16 protein-coding genes are annotated in these 19,440 nt (G+C 60.4%); 9 read left to right on the forward strand and 7 right to left on the reverse strand.

The window, feature by feature from the left end:
• Nucleotides 1-71 precede the first annotated feature (71 nt).
• From ABNU55_RS00660 to ABNU55_RS00680, 5 genes are all read left to right on the forward strand, one after another.
• A complete protein-coding gene (locus ABNU55_RS00660) occupies nucleotides 72-455 on the forward strand; it encodes a response regulator (protein WP_290751843.1) in 384 nt (127 codons plus the stop codon).
• Between the two features lie 509 nt (nucleotides 456-964).
• Nucleotides 965-1,174 (forward strand): hypothetical protein, encoded by a 210-nt coding sequence (locus tag ABNU55_RS00665; protein ID WP_290751845.1) that lies wholly within the window; start codon nucleotides 965-967, stop codon nucleotides 1,172-1,174.
• Complete coding sequence (locus ABNU55_RS00670) at nucleotides 1,167-2,399, forward strand: polysaccharide biosynthesis/export family protein (protein WP_290759046.1); 1,233 nt, start codon at nucleotides 1,167-1,169, stop codon at nucleotides 2,397-2,399. The genes ABNU55_RS00665 and ABNU55_RS00670 overlap by 8 nt, the downstream gene beginning before the upstream one ends.
• 2 nt (nucleotides 2,400-2,401) lie before the next feature.
• Nucleotides 2,402-3,772 carry a hypothetical protein gene (locus ABNU55_RS00675; protein ID WP_290753521.1) on the forward strand — a complete coding sequence of 457 codons (1,371 nt, stop codon included), beginning with the start codon at nucleotides 2,402-2,404 and terminating at the stop codon, nucleotides 3,770-3,772.
• A complete protein-coding gene (locus tag ABNU55_RS00680; protein WP_290753522.1) occupies nucleotides 3,727-5,022 on the forward strand; it encodes a hypothetical protein in 1,296 nt (431 codons plus the stop codon). The genes ABNU55_RS00675 and ABNU55_RS00680 overlap by 46 nt, the downstream gene beginning before the upstream one ends.
• A gap of 76 nt (nucleotides 5,023-5,098) precedes the next feature.
• Here ABNU55_RS00680 and ABNU55_RS00685 read toward each other — a convergent pair whose 3' ends face one another.
• Genes ABNU55_RS00685 through ABNU55_RS00700 form a run of 4 tightly spaced genes read right to left on the reverse strand, consistent with a single transcriptional unit; the run spans nucleotide 5,099 to nucleotide 9,305 of the window.
• The gene (locus ABNU55_RS00685; protein ID WP_290753524.1) at nucleotides 5,099-6,106 is read right to left on the reverse strand and encodes a glycosyltransferase family 4 protein; all 1,008 of its coding nucleotides are present in this window, start codon (nucleotides 6,104-6,106) and stop codon (nucleotides 5,099-5,101) included.
• Between the two features lie 4 nt (nucleotides 6,107-6,110).
• A complete protein-coding gene (locus ABNU55_RS00690) occupies nucleotides 6,111-7,091 on the reverse strand; it encodes a glycosyltransferase family 2 protein (protein WP_290753526.1) in 981 nt (326 codons plus the stop codon).
• Nucleotides 7,088-8,020: a glycosyltransferase gene (locus ABNU55_RS00695; protein ID WP_290753528.1), complete on the reverse strand. Its 933-nt coding sequence runs from the start codon at nucleotides 8,018-8,020 to the stop codon at nucleotides 7,088-7,090. The genes ABNU55_RS00690 and ABNU55_RS00695 overlap by 4 nt, the downstream gene beginning before the upstream one ends.
• A gap of 4 nt (nucleotides 8,021-8,024) precedes the next feature.
• Nucleotides 8,025-9,305, reverse strand: a complete 1,281-nt coding sequence (locus tag ABNU55_RS00700) for an oligosaccharide flippase family protein (RefSeq protein WP_290753530.1) — start codon at nucleotides 9,303-9,305, stop codon at nucleotides 8,025-8,027.
• Nucleotides 9,306-9,619: 314 nt separating this feature from the next.
• On the opposite strand from ABNU55_RS00700, the gene ABNU55_RS00705 reads away from it, so the two are divergent.
• The 3 genes from ABNU55_RS00705 (at nucleotide 9,620) to ABNU55_RS00715 (ending at nucleotide 14,978) form a co-directional block, all read left to right on the forward strand.
• Nucleotides 9,620-11,059: a WecB/TagA/CpsF family glycosyltransferase gene (locus ABNU55_RS00705; RefSeq protein WP_290753532.1), complete on the forward strand. Its 1,440-nt coding sequence runs from the start codon at nucleotides 9,620-9,622 to the stop codon at nucleotides 11,057-11,059.
• Between the two features lie 189 nt (nucleotides 11,060-11,248).
• Nucleotides 11,249-13,582, forward strand: a complete 2,334-nt coding sequence (locus ABNU55_RS00710) for a PAS domain S-box protein (protein WP_290753534.1) — start codon at nucleotides 11,249-11,251, stop codon at nucleotides 13,580-13,582.
• Entirely contained in the window at nucleotides 13,572-14,978 is a 1,407-nt protein-coding gene (locus tag ABNU55_RS00715; RefSeq protein WP_290753536.1) for a sigma-54 dependent transcriptional regulator, read from the forward strand. Before ABNU55_RS00710 ends, ABNU55_RS00715 begins: the two co-directional genes overlap by 11 nt.
• Before the next feature lie 112 nt (nucleotides 14,979-15,090).
• On the opposite strand, the gene ABNU55_RS00720 is transcribed toward ABNU55_RS00715, so the two are convergent.
• From ABNU55_RS00720 to ABNU55_RS00730, 3 genes are read right to left on the reverse strand one after another with little or no spacing between them, the layout of a single operon-like run.
• Nucleotides 15,091-15,822 carry a phosphocholine cytidylyltransferase family protein gene (locus ABNU55_RS00720; protein ID WP_290753538.1) on the reverse strand — a complete coding sequence of 244 codons (732 nt, stop codon included), beginning with the start codon at nucleotides 15,820-15,822 and terminating at the stop codon, nucleotides 15,091-15,093.
• Entirely contained in the window at nucleotides 15,819-16,526 is a 708-nt protein-coding gene (locus tag ABNU55_RS00725) for an HAD-IB family phosphatase (RefSeq protein ID WP_290753540.1), read from the reverse strand. Before ABNU55_RS00725 ends, ABNU55_RS00720 begins: the two co-directional genes overlap by 4 nt.
• A 3-nt stretch (nucleotides 16,527-16,529) precedes the next feature.
• Nucleotides 16,530-17,663: a CDP-alcohol phosphatidyltransferase family protein gene (locus ABNU55_RS00730; RefSeq protein ID WP_290753542.1), complete on the reverse strand. Its 1,134-nt coding sequence runs from the start codon at nucleotides 17,661-17,663 to the stop codon at nucleotides 16,530-16,532.
• A gap of 77 nt (nucleotides 17,664-17,740) precedes the next feature.
• On the opposite strand from ABNU55_RS00730, the gene ABNU55_RS00735 reads away from it, so the two are divergent.
• Nucleotides 17,741-18,184, forward strand: a complete 444-nt coding sequence (locus tag ABNU55_RS00735) for an HIT family protein (protein WP_348764176.1) — start codon at nucleotides 17,741-17,743, stop codon at nucleotides 18,182-18,184.
• Nucleotides 18,185-19,440 lie beyond the last annotated feature (1,256 nt).

Consider the following 19,440-nt stretch of genomic DNA (forward strand, 5'->3'; position numbering starts at 1 on the left):
TGTGGCCGCTGCGCATAGTGCGCACTAAGTAAATCATGTTTGGAAATAGCTGTCTCAGAAGGAGCTAGCCTATGGCCTCGTGCAGGATTCTCGTCGCTGATGACGACCGTATGTTGCGTACGCTACTTGCGCACAAATTGAAAAAGATCCCTTGCGACGTCGTGGAGGCCCCAGACGGGAAACAGGCCCTGGACATCCTGGCGCGCGAGCAGATCGACCTGGTCATCCTTGATGGAATGATGCCGGTCATGGACGGTATCGAGACGCTGCAGCGCATTCGTTCAGATGAGGCGCTGAGCGATCTGCCGGTCCTGATGCTTACCGCAAGGCGCGGGGAAGAGGATGCCGTCTCCGCGCTCAAGCTTGGAGCCACCGATTATATCTCCAAGCCCTTCAGCCCGGAAGAACTGATCATACGGATAAACCGGGTTCTCGACATGAGCCCAAGGCCCTAGCGCACATCCGTCCATCCCTGAGCGACGAGATCAGTTTAATTGAGCACAAATCGGAAGGGTTTGCGCAAGACTTCGGGGCTAGCGTGCTGAGTGCGCCTCCCAGACACGCATTGAAGACAGTACCAAACATCTATCATTTCCCTGGCCCGCGCTTTGCGGGTTCTTTTTTGGGGGCGCTCCACCAGATCATCTTGGGTTTGCCTCAAGTCAGTTTAATCGGTTCGCGCCCGTTTTCTGGTTCGGGCGCTGGCGTCTTCTCCGGATCGATCAGCCTCGCAGAGGGGTGGCCGGGCGGCCCTCCTTCAGATTTGAGAAGAAGGCGTGGCATTATTGGATGGTCTGCCAGATATGCTGCAAAACGCGAATTTTCCTATTGCAAATTGCATCATTCGTCTTCGCATATAACGAAAATTCCTCCCCCTTTTTGAATTAGTATACTGATAAATAAAGGTTTTTATGATGGTTTCGCGTCTTGCATCTGACATTCTCATTCAAGCCCGGAGAGTGTCATGCAAGCCTACCACTTCAGAATTGAAACGCCGCATCAAGAGCAAGCCTTTGAAGCCGTCTTTCAGCAAGCGCTGAAGGCTGCCGGCGGACTTATCAAAGTCACGACCTCTGCTGACCTTCGTGGTCTGACAAAGACGGTCGAAACGGAGTGCGTCTCCGCAGCAAGAGCCCTTGGCGCCCTTCTGGCGAATGAGGTCCGCCATGCGTAACCTCTCACTTGTCACTGCCCTGTTCGCCGTCTCGGCCTGTGCCAGTTCGTTCGAGCGCCCGTCGAACGCCGTCGATATGGATACGAGTGGCTATCAGGCCCAGCGCCAGTATCTCTCAGGCACCACTGAAATGGAACTCGGACTGGATACGCGGGTGCGCAATGGCGCACGCTGCGGCGATCTCGACCTGGCAATGGTTGGTCAGCCGCTTGATGCAGGTCTGGGTGCGGCATTTGAAGAGCCGCAACTCCTGTCGCCGGGCGATCTCATCCGTATCGAAATGCCCCATGGTGAAGGCTTCGAGGGCGACTATGTCGTCAGCCCGAACGGGTATGTAAAGGTTCCCCATCTTGGCGAACTGCCAGCGGCAGGCTCGACGCTCACCCATCTTGAAAACGTTATTGCGCGGCTTCTTGTTGAGGGTGGTTATTTCAAAGCGGGTTTCGCCCAGGCCGACATCTCCGTCCTGCAGTGGGCGCCCATCCAGGTTTCCGTCTCCGGCGCGGTGTTCCAGTCGGGCGACGTCATCCTGAACCAGCGTCAGGCCGACGCCGATCCTTCAGAACGCCTCGCGGCGTCCGGCGATATTGCCATCCAGCGTTCGCTTTCCTCGGCGCTCTACTCTGCGGCAGGGGTGCGCCCGGATGCCGATGTGCGCAATGTCGTCCTCGTGCGCGCCGGAAAGCGCCGCGTTTTCGATATGACCGGCATCTTTGACGGCGGTCCGGTGGATGACCCGCTTCTTGTGGCGGGCGACCGGGTTCACGTGCCCTCGCGCGGGTGCTTTCAGCTTGCGCTGGCACGTCCCTCCCGCATCACCCCGCCGGGCATTCGTGTCTTCATGTCGAATCTCACCCAGCCGGCCGCATCCAACGCCGCGTCCGCTATCGGTGAGGACGCCACACGTCTGCCCTACGGAACCCGTTTTCTTCAGGGTCTGGTCTCGGCTAACTGCGTGGGCGGTATACAGGCGACCAATGCGCGCCGCTGGGGTGTCCTGATCTCGCGTAATCCGGTCACGGGCGAAAGCGAGGTGATCGCACGGTCCATAGAGGATCTCGTTCGCCGGGCCGACCGCGACCACTTCAACCCGGTTCTGCTGCCGAATGACGCGATTGCGTGCTACGATTCGCACGTCACCAATGTGCGTGATGTGATCGCCACCGTCTCTGAAGCCGCCTCTCCTGTCCTCAATGCGATGCTCATCGGAGGGCTGGCGAAATGACAATGAAATGGAGCTTTCTGCGTGGCGGCCCTCGTGCCGGCCGTCTGTTGCGCTATGCGGCTGTCCTCTGCATGGGCTGGGCCGTCATCCTGGCGCTGGCTGTGGCATTCTACATGCTTTCAGCCCGCACCTATCAAAGTGGTTTTACCCTGATCCTGCCGGGAGCCGGCCAGTCCAGCTCGGTCAATCTTGACTCTCTCGGTCAGGCCAGCAGCACCTCTTCGTCGCCATTTGGGGACCATACGCTCAGCCCGACGGAGAACTATAAGAGACTGTTCCAGTCCTACCGTCTGCGCGGCATCGTGGCGGAGCGGATGGGCCAGACCATTTCCGACACGCCGGCGCCGAGCGTCCGGCTCGCCAACCAGACCAAGCTGATGTTTGTTTCTGTCTCTGCGCCATCGCCTGAAACGGCAAAGCAGCTGGCCGACACCTGGCTTTCTGTCTTCAATGAAGAAGTCGGTGTTCTGCGCACCGAAGAACAACAGCTGCGGCAGGACGCCTATATCGCGGCAATCGCCGGCTTTGAGCAGGCGGTCGAAGACACGCGGGCAAAGATCATCGACTTCCAGTCGCGTCATGGCCTGACATCAATCGAACAGTTCCAGGACATTGTTGCCAAGAGCGAGCAGCTGCGGACCAGTCTTGGCCTCGCTGAAACCGAAGAAATGGTGATGCAGAGCGAGATTGCCCGTCTGTCGGTCATGCTGGATCTCACACCCGATCAGGCTGCGGATATCCTGTCCCTCCTCTCGGACCCGACCTTCCAGAACATGGCGACCTCTGCAGCAGACGCCAGCTCAAAGCAGGCAGAGCTTTCCCTCATCTATGGAGAAAACCATCCGGAGATGCGCGACACCGTTGAGCAGGTTGCTGGCCTGAATGAGGGCATCCGCCAGCGCGGACGTTCCCTGATCGGCCATGAGCGGTTTCATGCGGTTCGAAAGGACTATTATACAAGCGATGACGAGCGCACATCGCTCATCTCCTCGCTTGTGAGCGCCTCTGCCTCGCTCGCCGGCGCGCAGCAGCGCAAAGCAGTGATCGCCCAGCAGCTCGCGGATATGCAGCAGCGTATCAGTGACCTCGCAGGGCCGGCCACGGAGCTCGATGCCCTCATTCGCGACCACAAAGTGGCCGAGACGGTCTTCGCTTCGGCGCTGGCGCGGCTCGACGCTAACCGGACCGATACTTTTTCATCCTATCCGTTGGTCCAGACAATCGAGGTGCCGGGACTGCCGGAAGCGGCCGCCACGCCGTCGAAGAAGTTCGTCGCGCTGGGGGCCTTTGCCACCATGTTCCTCTATGCGATCGGACTTGCCCTTCTATGGATACGTCTCCCCATCATTCGCGCGCTCCTGAAGACTTTATAGTCGCCCTGGCGCTCGCCGCGACATGGCCGGTCTATCTTGTCGGCGGGCTCTACGTCCTGGGACCTGTCCTGGGCGTAGGCCTGACCGGTCTGCTCCTCGCGCGGGTCTATCTGGCAGATTCAGACCTCAATGTTCGGGGCGTCTTTCCGGTCCCGGCGGGGGTCTGGGTCTGGGTCGTGGGCATGCTCGTCATGCTGCTGGCCCTCGAGGTCGGACATGCCAGCAACAATCTGGGGCTGGGTCAGACGATCAAGTCGACGATTGGCTGGGCAAAGGGGTGGGCCCTGCTGGCCCTGTTTCCGCTGGTCGGGGCCTGTCTGAATATCAGGCTGGAGACAATCATACGTGCTGCCGGAATCGTGGCCCTCGGATCGCTTGTTCTCACGCCCATTTTTCTCATGGCCCCAAAAGTCGGGCTGCCGGAAGTGCTGTTCGTCTCACCGCTGAAGCTTGTGGGCGGACCCGGGCCTGAATTTTTCGCGATCCAGCTCTATTCGATTGAGCCGACAGACGGATCGACGCGGCTTCGTTATTTTACGCCCTGGTCTCCGGCGGCGGGCCTTATCGGGAACATGTATCTCATCCTGGCGCTCGCGGATCGCCGCAAGGTTTGGAAATGGATCGGCATCATATCGGCCCTCTGTATCATCCTGTTTTCCAAATCGCGGCTCGCCCTCGCGGCGGCGCTGTTCATCTGGCCGCTCGTGATTGCCGTTGGTGAAAGCCGCCGGCCCTTGATGTGGCTGACGGCGGCGTGCGGTCTCTTTATGCTGACGCCCTTCGCCCAGATGATCCTCGACACAGTCGATTCCACTCTGAACTCGGTCAAATCAATGCGCGCCGACTCCACGCGGGTGCGTGAAGCGCTTGGAGACATTGCGGTCCAGCGCTGGTGGACAGAGGCGCCGATCTGGGGGCACGGCGTTGTCGAACGTGGCCCGCACTTCGTTGAGTTCATGCCTATTGGCAGCCATCACACCTGGTACGGCCTGCTTTTCGTCAAGGGAATTGTCGGGGCGCTCGCCCTGGCGGTGCCGCTCGTCTGGAGCCTGATTGAGTTTGCCCTGCTTGCCTTCGCGAAGTCGCCAGCCGGGCGTATCGCGTTCGGCATGGTCTTGCTGATGGCTTTCTATTCCATCGGCGAAAACCTCGAGATCCTCTCCTATCTGATGTGGCCGGGCCTTGTGGTTATGGGCATTGCGGCGCGGGAGGCGACGATGGCAGGCAGGGACCGGGCGGCGGCTGCCTGACAGGCTGTTTTCTTCTGCTCAATTAAAAAGGCTACCGGAGCGGACCCCGGCAGCCTTTCTCAGGGCGGTAGCTGGCTTATGCGCAGAGGGCTGGCTGTTTACCCGTCAGGAGATCCCGCCAGGCGAAGATCATCCTGTCATACTCGCAGGTCACCTTTGCGCGGGCTCTCAGGCCCCGCTGACGAAGCCCATTATCTTTCGCGGCAGCTTCAATGGCCGCCACCATGGCTGTCACATCGCCAGCAGCATGAACGAAAGCATGGTCGCTTGCCTGGTCTTTCAGTCCATCGACAGCCGATACGATGATTGGCCGCGCGGCCGCCCGTGCCTCGGAACCGACCAGTCCGAAAGCCTCCCATCTCGATGGGATTGCGACCGCATCGACGCTCTGAAGAAACGCGCGCGGTGACTTGAAGGGTGGCTCAATCGATACGTTGGCGAGCCCCTGCGAGAGACTGCGAAGCTGGGCGTCACCGTCGCCATATCCTGCAATTTTCAGGGTGGCGGTTTCGGGGCTGATTTGAGTCATCGCCTCGATCAGCAGGTCAAACCCCTTCTGCCGGTCAAAGCGCCCGAAAGCGCCGATCCGCAGAGGCCCTGGACGGTGCATGGGAAGTGCAGGGACAGAGAGGAGTTCGGTGACGTCACGCGCCTGAGGGATAACTTCGAGCTTGTGAGCTGGAACGAGCTTGTTCTTCTGAAGCCAGTGGGCCTGCTCCCTTGAAACGGCAATGACCGTGTCCACCTGGCGGTAGGCCTGGCGCAACATCGCGCGAAACCGGAAGGGATGTTCAACGCAGGCAGCCTCGAACCCTTCAGTATATGTGTGCTCAATCAGGCAGAGACGTTTGAACCGGCCGCGCAGGCGTATCTCTGCGAGTCTGGCGAGCTTGGCCCAGCTCATGGTGAAATGGACGATGGCGATATCGCTCATCGAGCGCGCGCGCGGGATCTCCTCCCGGATATCGCAATATCGATGAAGGCCCAGCTGTTGTAGCAAGGGGTCCTCAAAATTCGAGAGGGCGCGCGTTACACCGCCGACGGCCATGTCGTCGAGAAGGTGGAAAATCTGGCGGTCAGTCATGATTTCAAGCCTTTCTGAGTGCGGTCTGAAGGGACGCGCTCGCCAGCTCCGGCGCTATCCGCAGCCAGGCTGCGGCTGCAAGCGTGGTGCAGGTCTTCTGCGGTTCACGCCAGAGGATGGACGGGCTGCTGCGCAGGGCATCGCGCATAAGGTTAAGCGCCATGGAGCCGTCATTGCGGCAGACGCACCGGCGCGCCAGATAGCGGAACTGGAAGGCCTGTGCGACCGGCGTCCACTTCGCTGAGAAATCGGGGTCCAGCGCATCGATCTTCGCTCTCATCCTGTCCCAGGCTTCAAACTGCCGGATGACATTGGCCGAGAGGCCTGACTCGTTGACGCGGTAGCGTGTCAGGGAACCGCTGATCCCCTCGAATTTCCAGCCGGTCGTCAGGGCGATCCGCATCCAGCACTCGATGTCTTCGGACTGACGGAAGCTCTCATCGAAATAGCATGGATACCCCATTGTGGGGTGGGGGAAGGCAATGTCCTGAAAGACCTCCCGGCGGAAAACCGGCGCCGATCCGTTGCCGACCGGATTGCGCAGATAGATGTCGCTGGCTGAAATGTTTTTCAGTTTCGGTTTCTGAACGACGCGCATCGCCCGTCCGTCGGCGTCCATGGTGCGGGAGGCTGCGAAACTGATGCCGACACGAGGGTTCTGCTTGAGATGGCGGACATGCCGGCCGAGTTTTACCGGCTCCCACACATCATCTGAATCGAGCAGGGCGATGAACTGGCCGGACGCTTCGCGGATCCCGGTGTTGCGTGCCCCGGAGAGGCCCCGGTTTTCCTGGGAGATGATATGGATGCGCGGGTCGGTATAGGCCCGGCACAGGGTCATCGATTCGTCGGTCCCGCCATCATCAATGATGAGCAGTTCGAAATCCTCGAATGTCTGGTCGAGAACGGAGTCGATCGCCTCCTCGACATATTGGCTGGTGTTGTAGACCGGCATCACGATGGTGACTGTTGGTGCGTTGATCATTTTGCGACGAGCTCCCGAATGGTGGTTGAGGGGATGAAAAGGGCGGCAGCGCCGAGCGCTGTTAGAAGGGTGCGCCTTGGTTCACGGATGATCAGCCCCGGGTCGGTCAGGCACGCTTGAGCTAGAAAACCGGCGGCGCTGACCGGTTTGCCCATGCGCAGGGCCCGGCGGGCGAGGTAGCGATGGAAGGGGCCGTAGGCGTGACGGATGGTGTCTGGTGAGAGCTCACCGAACCGGTGCGCCCTCTGAACCATGGTCATCCAGCCAGACCGCATGGCCTTAAGGTCGGCCGACTGGCTGTCCGGGCGTGTGCGGTAGAACAGCCATTCGCGGTCGACGCCGCAAATGGTCCATTTTCCATCGAGAGCCACGCGCAGCAGCCATTCCTGATCTTCAGCGAAGTTGAGGTCAGGGCTGAAATAGCCGACCCAGGACAGGACCTCGGCTTTGCAGATGATGTTGGACGTCGAGCAGACAGGATTTTCGCCGAGCAGGTGCCCGGCGGTCAGCTGGGATACATGATCGCTCAGCCGGCCGCATTCCGACCCGGTTTCGTCGACAAATCGGACGCGGCTGAAGAGGACGCCTGCAGCCGGATTGGCATCAAATGCGTTAAGCATCCCCCGGAGCCGTTCTGGTGCCCAGAGATCGTCAGCATCCAGGAAAGCGACATACTGTCCGTTGGCGAGCCTGATACCGTTATTGCGGGCGCGTGACGGGCCGGAATTTGGCTGCGTGAAGAGACGTAAGCGGCTGTCCTCACGCGCAAGCGCCCGGACGAGGTCTGCGGTCTGGTCGCTCGACCCATCATCAATGATGATGAGCTCCCAGTCGGCACATGTCTGCGACTGTACAGAGGCAATCGAGGCAGTAATCGTCTCGCCGCAATTATAGGCGGGCATGACGATGGAGACGAATGGTCTGGCCATGGTTTCAGGCTCCGTGAGGGTGTGGGGTGGTGGGGGTGAAACCGGTCTGGCCGGCGCGAGAGAGCATCAGCGCCGCGACGAGGCTGTAGACACTCGCCAGGGACACTGAGACGGCGACCGCGAGAAGCAGGCCGGTTTGGTTGAACAGGATGAAAGGGGTCAGGATCACGGCGCAGAAACCGCCCGCGATAAGGAATTCGAGCGCCGAGGAGCCGTTTGCGCGGCAGAGCATTCTGCACGCGTCCAGCAGGAGACGGGCAGGCCCGCCGAGGCAGAGCACCGCTACAAGGGCTGCGGCATGGGACCAGTCCGCGCCGAAGACAATTGGCACATAGAGGGCAGCACCCGCAGCCTGCACAATATAGGCGGCCGAGAGTGTGGGTACGCTGCCCACAAGCGCGGAACGAAAGCCGGCCACCTTGTTCTGCGCGGCGCAGAGGTGGGGATAGAAGGCCGTGGAGAAGGCCCGGTTCAGGGCCGAGGACAGGCCGAGACCGGCATTGAAGGCAAAATAGTAGAGGCCGACGGCTTCCAGCCCGAAGAAAACCGAGACGAGGATCTTGTCGAGCTGATCGCGGCATGCCGTCAGGAGTTCGGCGCCAAGAACCGGCAGAGAAAACCTGAGTATGGCAGAGGTCTCAGCATAACCCGCTTCGCGCCGCCGTTTCCATGGCCGCCCCCAGACAATACCGGCCAGCCAGATCGGCGCGGTAAGCAGCTTGGGGAGCACGATGGCCCATGCACCGAAGCCCGTAATGGCGAGCAAGGCCGTAAGAAGGTGGTCGGCTACGGTCTGTGAGGTTCCAACGACCGCCACACGCTTCATGCGCTGCTCCCGCAGCAGGATGTAGGCATGGACCAGCCCGAACGGCATGATGAGATAGACGCCGGCAAGGGCGGCAATCATCAGGCCAAGGCCCCGGCCGGGCATCGCGAGTTCGACAAGAAGACCTGCAATCAGCTGCGCGCAGGCGAGACCCAGGCAGATGATCCACATGAGGCGGTAGGCGGCGTTTGCAATCGCATCGACGGTTTCGTCGCTCGCCCGGATGACGGCAGCGCCAATGCCGTTTTCGGTAAAGACACGGACCAGTTCGAATACGGTCAGCGCAATCGCGGCGACGCCGAAGGCTGCAACATCCAGCTGGCGCGCGAGAATGATCGCGGCGAGGATACGCCCGACGCGGCTGATGCCCTCGGCTGCTGTGAGCCATCCAATATTGCGCGAGAACCGATCGCCGCGAAGGCGGCCAAGTTTCAACGCGATTTGCCTCGAAATGCTCATGAGAGCGTCTCCTGATTTTGACGCTCTTCACCTTTCAAAAATCGCTTCAGTTTGGCGGCGGACTGGGTGGGCGACCTAATGCGTTGTTTTTGTTTGAAAATGTGTGTTTTGGCATGAGGGCAGGGCAGTCTTGCGCGCCGCCACACCTGCTGCAAATTGCAAGAATGGCGTGCCGCTTATTGCAAGGCGCAACCTGCCGAAACGGCGGGTTCGGATTTCTAAGTATCAGAAAATAATAGAAAAAATTTATTCCGGCCCGCCCGGAATGTCTCCTGCGGAGTGACTGGCATCCATCCACCCAAGGGAGTCAGACCATGTCACTCGCAAATACCGCAATCCTCAATTCCGCCCCTCCGGCCCGCTCGCCAAGGCCTGCCTTCAGCCCGTTCGAGTCGCCCGAGACCGTCGATGTTCTCGGTTTCAAACTCATGAGCGCCTCGCTCGCCAAAGCAGCCTACTGGATCGCCAACAGGGCGCAGGCGGGCATTTCAACGCAGGTCTCGTTTCTCAATGCCCACTGCGTGAATGTCGCGCGCAAGGACTGGCGCTATCGCGACTCGCTCACCAGTGCCGATGCGCTGCTTCCCGACGGGTCCGGCATTGAGCTGGCGGCCCGGATGGAAGGCAAGGTGCTCGGTGAAAATCTGAATGGCACGGACCTTTTCGGGCCGCTTTGCCGTTGCCTGGCTTTCCGCCGGATTCCGGTTTTCTTTCTTGGTGGCCGGGAGGGAGTCGCGCGCGATGCCGCTGCAAACGCAGCCGCCGCACACCCGGGCCTCAAAGTCGCAGGCACGCGCAATGGCTATTTCAGCCCGCGCGAAGAAGACGCTGTCATCCGGCAGATCAATGAGTCGGGCGCGCGCGTCGTCTTTGTTGCCTTCGGCGTTCCAGATCAGGATGTCTGGATTGCCCGCGTCCGCCACAGGCTGAACGCTCCTGTGCTGCTCGGCGTGGGCGGACTGCTTGACTTCGTCTCGGGCAGAATTCCCCGAGCGCCGCTCTGGATGCGCCGTCTGGGCGTTGAGTGGGTCTACCGGCTGAAGTGCGAGCCCCAGCGCATGTGGCGCCGTTACCTGGTCGGCAATTTCTCTTTTGTCGCCTACGCCGCCGGACGGGCATTCGCCCCGGTTCGCAAACGCCTCGTTCGCAGGACGGATCGAAGCCTTGCGAGGATGGTCGACATCGCCGCCTCCGGCGCAGGGCTTCTGGCTCTCTCGCCGCTTCTGCTCGCCACGGCAGCGGCCATACGACTGGACAGCAGGGGCCCCGTCCTTTTTCGCCAGGTCAGGATTGGAGAGGACGGCCAGCCTTTCGAAATGGTCAAGTTCCGCTCGATGAAAGTCGGCGGCCCAAGCCAGGACGAGTTGCGCCGGGCCAGCAATGACCGCGACGACGGGGTCACATTCAAGTTGAAACGCGATCCGCGGATCACCGCTGTGGGCCGGTTTATCCGGAAATACTCCATCGATGAGTTGCCGCAGCTCTGGAATGTTCTCAAAGGCGACATGTCGCTGGTGGGGCCACGTCCGGCCTTGCCTTCAGAGGTGGAAAAGTACTCGCCCGTGGAGCGCCGCCGCCTCAAGGGGAAGCCCGGGATTACGTGTCTTTGGCAGATTTCGGGGCGTGCCGATCTGCCCTTCGACCGGCAGGTCGTGCTGGATGTTGCCTATCTGAAAAGACGCTCGGTCCTGCTCGACCTTCTGATCCTTCTGAAAACGCCCGTCGCCGTTCTGACTGCGCGGGGCGCCTACTAACTCATGTCGAGGCTCTTGCAAAATGCAATTCAACGAGTCGCATTTTGCAAGAGCTTGTCCCGCAATTTGCAAGAGTCAGCTGCGGTCATAAGGCGTCTCTCGCTCAATGCTTTGTAATTTCTCACAATATTTTTTCTCACGATCAGGCGCCGAGTCTTGCACGTCCCTGAGGGTCAAATGGAGTTCAAGATGTCAGACCGGTATATGAATCGCGAGGCGTTGCAGGATATGGGCCTGGTGACGCCTGACGTCAGTGGGCTCGTCGCTATCGAGAGAGATGCGGCCCTGCGAAATGCGGTCATAGAAGCCGCGCTCGACTGCATCATCATGATGGATGACAAGGGCATCGTTGTTGAGTTCAATCCCGCTGCCCAATTCGTGTTTGGATACCCTAGGCACGAAGCCGTTGGCGCGAAACTGTCTGACCTTATCATTCCCCCAGCCTTGAGGGCGGCCCACGCTGCGGGCCTCGACAAGTATCTTACGACTGGCGAACACAAGGTGCTCAACCAGCGTGTCGAGGTTCCGGCCATAAACAAGGCCGGCGCCGACCTTATGGTCGAGCTTGCCATTTCGCCTGTACAGTTTGATGGAAAGACCTTCTTCTCCGCATATCTGCGCGACATTACCGAAGCCAAGGCCGCGGAAGAAAGGCTGAAGGCTTCGGAAGAACGTTTTCAGAGCCTTTTCGAACTTTCGCCGGACGCAATTGTGGTGATGGATGAAAGCGGCGTGATCAGGGACGCGAATAGCCGGGCCTGCGAGCTTGTCGCGCTCGAAAAGGATGAACTGATCGGCAGGAATGCGCTGCTGTTTCCGCCGGCAGATCAAGTGGACAAAGCCGTCAGGGCCCTGGAGGCTGCAACCAATGGCAGCCATGTTCGCGTCCAGATCGACATTGCAGACAATAATGGCAGGCGCATTCCAACCGAAATCGTCGGCCGCCGTATGGAAACCAGTGGCGGCCCCCTTTATCATGGTGTGATCCGGGACATCACAGAAAGACGCGCCGCAGAGCTCGGCTTGCGCGCGGCGATGGAGGCGGCTGAAAATGCCAGCGCCGCAAAGTCGGCCTTTCTGGCGAACATGTCCCATGAGATGCGTACGCCGCTGAACGGCGTCATAGGATCTCTCTCCCTCATTGATCGCGAGTCGGTCGGACCCGATCTGGTGGGCTTTATCCAGACGGCCGAGAATTCGGCGGAAACGCTTCTGACCCTGATTGATGACCTTCTCGACCTTTCGCGGATCGAGGCGGGCGAAGTCGATCTTGAATATACAGACTTCGAGCCCGAAACGCTTGTCCGCGTGGTCAGCGATGTGTTTGCCCCCGAGGCGAAGGCTAAGTCGATAGATCTATCGGTCGCCATCGACGTGCCCTCCGGACGTTTTCAGACCGATGTCGGGAAAGTCCGGCAGATTCTCATGAACCTGGTCGGGAATGCCTTCAAGTTTACCCACAGAGGATCGATCCGTATCGAAGCGGGGTATGAGGACGGCGTCAGCGCCGGGCTGCTCTGCTTCACCGTAAGCGACACAGGCATCGGCATATCCAAGACAGATCAGCCGCTGCTCTTCGACCGTTTCAAACAGGCCGATTCCTCCAGGTCACGTTCGCATGGCGGCGCAGGTCTTGGGCTTGCGATCTGCAAGGAGCTTGTCGAAATGCTGGACGGGTCGATCAGCGTATCGAGTGCTCCGGGGGTGGGCTCTGTCTTCCGGTTCAAGATTCCTGTGGTGCGTAGTGAGACGGTGTCACAGGAGTATGCGGACGAGAGTCTTCCAACAGCGCTCGCAGGCCGGATCCTGATCGCAGAGGACAGCCAGACCAATGCGATGGTCGCCAAGACCATGCTGGACCGGCTTGGCCTTCAGCATTTCCATGTCGTCGATGGCGCAGCCGCCATCGACGCGGCGCTGGCTTCCGACTTCGACCTTATTCTGATGGATATGTCGATGCCCAACATCGATGGGCTGGAAGCCACCCGTATCCTTCGTGAGCGCGGATATGATAAACCTATCATAGCAATGACCGCGCATGCGTTGAAAGAAGACCGGGATGCGGCTATCGGTATTGGTATGAACAGCTATCTGACGAAGCCCGTCCGGCCACAGGCCCTGCGGGCCGAGTTGGCCAACTGGCTGCCGGAGGCAGTGGACGATAACGAAGCGGAGGCGGTTATCGGACTGGATGATGATCAGATTATATCGCTCTGGGGCTCGGACCTGGACTCGTTTGCGATTATTGCGGGCCTGTTCCTGGAAGAGCTCGAATGGCGGCTACCGAAGCTGAAGGAGCTGCCAGGCAAGGAACGCGAACATCTTGCTCATGCGATCAAGGGGGCAGCGTCCAATGTTGGCGCCGTTGAGCTCAGCCAGCTTGCCTTTCAGCTTGAGCAGATTGCCCAGACGGCGAGTGACGCGCATCAGGATGAGCTGATCAACAAGATATTGAGGGAGGCAGACTGCGTGACCGACCAGCTCCGGGCGCGCTACATTGAAGGAGGCGCCAATGGTCCGTGAGCCGAAGCTTCTGATCGTTGAGGACACGCCGTCTCTGGCCCGAACCTATGAAACCCACCTCAAGCATGAATTCAGCGCCATCGAAATCGCTGATACAGGCGCCAAGGCGATTGAGAGTCTTCAGCGTGAGACGCCGGCCTGCATACTCCTCGATTTGAAGCTCCCGGACGCGGACGGGCTCGATCTCCTCGACCGCTGGACCTCTGAACATCTTGCCGCACCGATTATCGTGATTACCGCGCATGGCTCAATGAGCGTGGCGGTGGACGCGATGCGCAGGGGCGCGCACGACTTCGTTGTCAAACCGACCTCGGCAGAACGCCTGCGGGTAACCGTCCGCAACGCTCTCGACACATTCCAGCTCAAGAAGGTGGTCGCGACATATGAGGCCGAAGTCGACCGGTCCGACTTTGCAGGCATCATCGGAAAATCGCTGGTCATGCAGGGCGTCTACAAGGCGATAGAGGCGGCAGCCCCGTCCAGGGCAAGCGTGTTTGTCACCGGCGAGACCGGGACCGGCAAGGAGCTTGTGGCGCGGGCGGTTCATGATATCAGCCCACGACGTCAGGCTCGCTTCGTCGCCCTCAACTGCGGGGCCATTCCGAAGGATCTGCTCGAAAGCGAGATATTCGGTCACGTAAAAGGGGCCTTCACCGGCGCCACGACAGATAGGGTTGGCGCTGCGCAGCTTGCAGATGGCGGGACGCTGTTTCTCGATGAGCTCGGGGAAATGCCTATAGACCTGCAGCCGAAACTGCTGCGATTCCTGCAATTGGGAGAATTCTCCCGGGTTGGGGAAACGATGCAGAGAAAGGCCGACATCCGTATTGTCGCCGCGACCAATCGCGATCCGCTGCAGGCCATTCGCGAGGGAAGACTTCGCGAGGACCTGTATTACCGCCTTCACGTCGTTCCGGTGGAGCTGCCTTCCCTGAAAGAGCGGGGCAGCGATATCCTTCTTCTTGCAGAGACATTTCTTCGCCGCTTTGGCGCTGAGGAAGGCAAAGAGTTTACTGGATACTCCAGGAGCGCACAGGAGTGGCTGGTATCCTATGCCTGGCCGGGTAATGTCCGTGAGCTTGAAAACCTTGTCAGGCAGGTCGCCGTCCTGCAGCCCGGTGGAGAGATCACCCGCGAAATGCTGCCCAGCCGCGAGCGGGTGAGCGCCGCGCCTTTGGCCCCGCAGGTCACGGCCGAAACGGCCCAGTCTGTGTTGTCGCCAGAGGCGGCAGAGCTGGACTACGGGTTCGAGCCCTTATGGATGACAGAGAAGCGCGCCATCGAGCGTGCAATTGCGATCTGCCGCGGCAATATTGTTGCGGCCGCGAGGCAGCTGCAGATCAATCCCTCGACGATCTACCGCAAGAAAGCGGCCTGGGACACGCATTCAGAGTGAGCGCTGCATTGTACGGTAATCGGGCCGCAGTGTGGTGAGGTGTTGCCGGGGCTCATGAGAGCCGGTTCGACAGCTAAGCCAGCCAACTGGGGTAATCAGACTCTGTGAGAGCTCAGCCTATCAGACGATTGGCCTTTTCCTTCACGATCTCCCAGTCTTCGAGAGTATCAAGTTCAGCCCAGTCCATTCCCTCAATCGAACAAGTGCCGACCGGTTTGCCGGACTTCGCCATGGCGTCGATCGCCTTGAGAAACCAGGCTGAAATACCGTCCTGGGTTCGCATCATCTGTTCGACAGTTTCTCTGAAGAGATCAGCGCCCTCTGCGCTGAATTTCAGAAAGCCAATCGATTCAGCATCGGTTTCCTCCGGCCGGAGTCGCTTGCCGATCGCTTTGAGACGCCCGCCATCCAGCGTCACCTTCATGTCGTCTTCGTCATAGGCCGGCTTGCGGTCGATCGTGACCGAAATAGGCCAGTCATTCGTGTCCACGACACGGTCGACTAGGGGCTGGCTGACCAGTGTATCGCCATTCAGGAGCATGAAACCGCCCTTCATGGTGTCCCGTGCCATCCAGCAGCTGGCCAGATTGTCCGCCACCTGGAAGAAGGGATTGAACAGGGTCGAAACCGGCATCCGTCCGTCCCAAAGACTGACATCTTCCTCCACGAGCTGCGGCAGGAACCCCGTCACCACGGTCACGTGATCGACACCGGCCTTATCAAGCGCGGTGAGCTGATGACGCAGCACACTCTTGCCCATGAATTCGAGCAGGCATTTGGGCTTGCTCTCGGTCAGGGGCAACAGGCGTGAGCCGCGCCCGGCGCTAAGAATGATGGCTTTCACGTCGCGTTCTCCGGTGGGGGCGCCTGCGCACCGGGCAGGTGTGCCTGGGGCAGGTTAAGATCGATGATGGCGAGACCGTGTTCCAGGGCCCGGTCTCGCAGAGCTTTCGATGGGTTAGCGGCCACGCCGTGATCGGCCAAGATGAGCAGCTGCAGATCGGATAGATGATCGCTGTAGACGGTGATGGGCCGCACGATCTCTCCGTGTGCCAGCGCCGCCTCCATGCAGCGCAGCTTCTCATCGCCATAACAGTTCTGCCCAGCTACTTCAGGAGGGGCAGATGACTCCGCCGGCCAGCTTGTCCGGGTGCAGATGACGCCGTCGGCTGCGAGCAAGTGTGCAATGGGCTCTGCAATGAAGTCGCTGGCCGCGGTTGCGAGATAGACGCGGTCGCCCGCGTCGTGGTGGCGGGTGACAAGCTCGCTCGCGCCAGCGCGCAGCCCCGTCCTGATTTCCCTTTCTGCGAATGCGCGCCCGGCTTTTTCGATCTCTTCCCGGCTGGCCCAGCCAAGAGTGGCAAGGAAGCGGTTCTTGATGGCTGTACGATCCATAAGACCGGTCTTGTGAGCGATTGCGCAGGCGGCAAGCCAGGGTATCTGAAGCCAAAAAAGTGGCCGGTGCCGATTGAAGTGCCAGACAAAGCGCAGCCATGTCGGCTGACGCGTCAGCGTTCGATCAAGATCGAAGACCGCTGTACCGGCCACGCCCTATCTGTCCATCCATGAGGTGACCCGGCCGGAGGCGGCGAAGGCCTGCACGAGCCGCACGCCGTGAAATACAAAGCAAATGACCGTCCATACTGCGACCAGCAGGAAGCCCGTTTCCGGAAAGCCGGCCAGAACGGCCAGCATGAATATGAGCAGATTCGGGTTCCGCCGCGCGGTAATGGTCCGCATGAAGGAATCAACAGGACGCCAGACATGGATATGGAATCCGAAACGGCGCATGAAAGCGAGCTCTTCCAGCCTGTTGAGCACATAGATCACGAGAATGACCGCAAGCGCCCCTGTCAGCCAGACCGGCTCATAGGCCGTGCCCTCGCGCATCAGTCCAACATAGATCGCCCAGTACCAGAAAGGCGGGTGAATGAGGTCGATGCCATGATCATAGACATTGCCCCACCTTGAATAGGTCATCGTCGTGCGGGCCAGTTTGCCGTCGACCGTGTCGAGAAAGGTCATCGCCCAGCCTGCGATGATGCCGGGAATCCAGGCGCCCACCCAGAAGAGCTGGAAGGCGACACAGACAAGGACCAGGCTGAGCGTGGTCACCGTGTTGGGCTTCATACCGATGGCGGCAGCCCAGCGCGTCGCGTGAAAGGCCGGCCATGGCCACGCATATTTGGTGACGATGTCGGTCACGCCCTTGTAGGAGCCCTCAAACTGGCGCTTCTCGATGCCCCCGGGCGCGGTCGTGAAGACCGAAAGCGCATAGGGCGCTTCGGTCTTGCGCAGCGCCTTGTTGTAGCTGGAGGCGAGGTCATCCATCGAAACCGGCGTCAGGCCGAGCGCCTCGAGCGCCGCCGGATCGGCAGGCTTGCTGACGAGCGCGCTGGCTGCGGCGCGATCCATGTTTGCGCCCTCGGGCAGATGGATGGCAGCGAGGCGCGCATCGCCGGTATCGTCCTGCACGATCAGCGCGGCCCCTTCGCGGGCCAGAAGGCCCGATTGCAGGGCAGGGGAAAAGACCCAGTCTGTCCCCACCAGCAGGCGGCCCTCACGGCTTGTGCCGGCCGCACCGATCTTCTGCCAGGCGCGGCGTTGCCATTCGCGCAGGTCGAGGCCCCACAGTTTTGCGGGCACGTCGCCGATCAGGGCGACTCTGGGTATGGTTTCACTCATTCAGATTTTACGTATGCTTCTTGCGTGATTTCGAAGTGGGCTTACCGGGCAATCGGTTGGGCCGAAAGGAGGCAGGCATGCAAAATGACAGAAACGCCACATTTTCAAAGTTTGGCGGGCCAAAGACACTGGTCGCCGACTATGAGCACTGGTGCGTGCTTGCGCGCCCTAAACAGGTGACGCTTGGCGCAATGGTCCTTCTCTCCAACAGCCAGCACGAACATTTCCCCGACCTTCCGGAAGCAGCCTTCAGGGAGCTTCAGACCGTCACCAGCGACATCGAAAAGGCGCTGGGGGGCCTCGTCTCGCCTGAGAAGGTCAACTACCTCATGCTCATGATGGTCGATCCGCATGTCCATTTCCATGTGTTGCCGCGCTACGGCGAACCGCGGTCGTTTTCAGGCGAGAGCTTTCCGGACGAAGGCTGGCCGGGTCCGCCGGACCTGTCTTCCGGCATTAGCGGAGAGGCCGTGGTGACTGAGGTGCGGGACGCGCTCAGGTGGGCCTGGCCAGCACGCTGAAGGCTCCCCAACGCCAGTATCACCACGATCGCCAGGGCGACGAACTCACCGCCAATCGATGCCCAGCCGAGCGCTTCAATGCCGAACGCGCCCGAAAGCATCGGCACGAGCGCGAGAAACAGGGCTATCCCGCAGAGACGCGCTGTCAGCGCGAGGCCGGGCCGCTTGCTGGCATAAAGAATCGGATGGAACGGCATCGCCGCTGCCATGAGGCTGGCGCTCCCCAGAAGCAGCACGATAAGCCATGGCGAGCCGCCATAGTCCTCATCCAGCAGGCTCGCCAGAATGTTGGCCTGCGAGAGGGCGAGCAGGGCGACGATGGAGAGCCCGAGGCACAGAAGAACCAGGCTGGAGCGCAGGACAAGACGCATCACACGTTGAGGGTCGCCATCATTTAGGAGCTGCGCGATTTCCGGGTGAACCACCTTGTCGAACTGGCTGACGCCGCGCGCGAAGAGATCGGCGATCTGGCGCGAGACACGGTATATGGCGGCCGCACCCGGTCCGAATAGCGCGCCCGCCAGAAGGGTCGGCAGGTGCTCGGCCGCTGTCTTGACCGTTGAGTCCAGATTGGAAAGGAGGGCGAAGCGCCACATTCCGGGCTCGCCGGGCTTCATCCAGCCCCTGCCGCTGAACAGTCCGGCGAGAAGGCCGCCGCGCGACATCTGCCACACGGCGAGAAGCGGAAGCGCCACATAGGACAGGAAGGAGGCGGCGAACCAGACGATGATATAGCCGACAAGACCGGTGCCCAGAGCCGCACAGATGGTAACGCCAATCAGCCGGGTGGCGGGCATCACAAGGGCATGCGCACTGAGAAGGTCAAAACGGTCAGACAGGCGCAGGAACCCCGTTGAAGCGGATGTCTGCCTGAAGAAGATGAGCGCGCAATAGGCCATGGCGGGCAGCAGGTAACCCTCGGGCATGCCGATCGCTGTGTAGGCCACAGGCATCAAAATCACCGCAAGCACGGCCGCCAGCGAAGCGCCAAGACAATCGAGCGACATCGCAAAACGCATGAGCTTTTGCAGCGCTGGCCAGTCCTGGCGCCCGAATGGACCGACGCCGTAATTGACCACCATCTGCCACGAATTGAAGCTCGCCAGCCCTGCGAAGGAAGCGGCATAGGCGTGCAGCAGCAGAAGCCCGCCAAACTGGGCAGGCTCGAGCACGTTCCCCAGAATGATCAGGACGAGAAGGCCCAGCAGCGCCCCTGTCAGTTTGCCACCGAACAGCATGCCGGTGTTGCGCGCGAT

Source organism: uncultured Henriciella sp. (assembly GCF_964005855.1).
In the GTDB taxonomy this organism is placed as follows: Bacteria; Pseudomonadota; Alphaproteobacteria; order Caulobacterales; family Hyphomonadaceae; genus Henriciella.